This window comes from Pedobacter sp. 01T416_2, from assembly GCF_056398925.1.
Genome location: NZ_JBFTQI010000981.1, coordinates 1 through 1,895, shown reverse-complemented (window position 1 = coordinate 1,895; position 1,895 = coordinate 1). Strand labels below are relative to the sequence as shown.

Sequence of the window (1,895 nt, the reverse complement as noted above, 5' to 3'; positions counted from 1 at the left end):
TTCGCGGATAATCAATTCATGTTTTCCGTAATAAAGTAATGATAAACGTTGTTTAACATTTTCTAGTCCGATGCCACTTTTTAATTTCTCGGGGTCATTATCTGCCTTAATGTAAATGCTATTGCTTACATCAAAATATAAAGTTTTTTCTTTGGTTTGCAAGGTGATTTTAATGTACGAAGGCTGTTGCAAGCTAATACCATGTTTAAATGCATTTTCAATAAATGGAATCAACAGCATCGGCGTAATCTGCAGGTTATTTAACTGCTCTTCAATATGTGTATCAATCCTGATATCTGCAGAGCGAGAGGTACGCAGCTTTTGTAAATCAATATAGTTGTTCAGGTATTCTACCTCTCGGGTTAACGAAATTTTATCCTGGGTATTTTCATGGAGCATAAAGCGCATCATATCGCCAAGTTTCTGGATCCCTTCGCCCGTTCTTTCTGCATTTTCCTGCAAAGCTGTTCCGAATAAGGTATTTAAAGCATTGAATAAGAAGTGCGGATTGATCTGCGATTTTAAGAAATTTAGGTTTGCATCCGATTTGCCCAATTCCGTTTTGAGCATCTGAATCTCGCTCTGTTTTTCAAATTTATGTTTGTAAATATACCATGCAGATGGCGTAGTAATGCAGATTAAGCATATTGCGTTTAAAATTAAGGTAATCGGCACTACAGCACCATTGCGCATAAAAGGGATAAGGACGATCGACAGTAGGAGTGAGAGGATAATGGTTAAACCTACATTTCCCCAAAAATACCGGCCAAAACCTTTAAAATCCTTTCTCAGGTTTGGAATAACGTAATAAATAGAGCAAAAAGCTAGAAAGATATTTACCGGTGGTACAATTACCCAAACAATCAGTATTTCGTAATCTATTCTTACTGAAAGTACGGCTGCAAAAATCATGAGCGAAATCAGCCAGATTTTGGTGCTTACAAAAAGCTCAGGAACGATGTTGTTATGGTAATTTTTTAATACCGGGATTCTTTTTAGTAATTCTAGGCCCCGCTCATTAAAATAGGCATAAGCATTAAAGAGTAGATATAAAAAGAAAATATAAGTAAAAGCTTCGCCAAAAAAGATTCCGTAAGCGTTATCGATGTCATCATATTCAACCAACCTGTATGCTTGAGAATAGGTGTTGTAAACCATCCACGCTACTACAGAGAACGCTGTGACCAAAACCGTAAGAATAAGATTAAGTGTTATGTTATTCTTATTTGCAAGTTGGGGCATGAGGCAAAAATTGAACAATAAAAAGCTGATATATAAACTGGTGATCTTAAATAATTCTGGAATAAAGAAGTTTGCCATTACACTATAATCAATACCGCTTTCTTCAAAACGATAAGAATTGCCCGAGTTATAGATTGTGGATGAGCAGATACCAATTAGGGCCAGCACATATAGCGTTGTAGAAATCCAAAACTCAAGCTGGTTGATGCTTTTGGTTTTTATTGTTGATGGGTTACCTGATAGAATTACCATTTGTTTTAGTTTATACCACAATTTTACGAAGAGAATTTACATCTATATTTAAAATGTGATGGATGGGGCAAAAAATGGGATGAATGAATAGGATTTTTAGGATTATTTGATTTTAAGATCGGTTTTTTAGCGTTGTCAACTTTCTTCGTTGTGCTGTCAGATGTTACCATCTGACTGATAGTTGGATTCATACCCGAATGAATAATTACGATTAGTGTCAAATAGAAATATCTGACACTACATCCAGCGCCACAATAAAATAAGGATCTTCAAAATATTAAGTATAAAGCTAAACAGTTTATTAACTTTGCTTTTACATTCAGTCACCCATTAAAAATTCATTCATTCAATATGACTTTTACATTCAGTCACCCATTAAAAATTCATTCATTCAATATGAC

General features: G+C 34.8%; 1 protein-coding gene. It reads right to left on the bottom strand.

The features are described from left to right. A partial coding sequence (locus AC1DPQ_RS26525; RefSeq protein WP_477611401.1) for a sensor histidine kinase occupies positions 1–1,494 on the bottom strand: 1,494 nt, incomplete at its 3' end. Between the last annotated feature and the right edge of the window lie 401 nt (positions 1,495–1,895).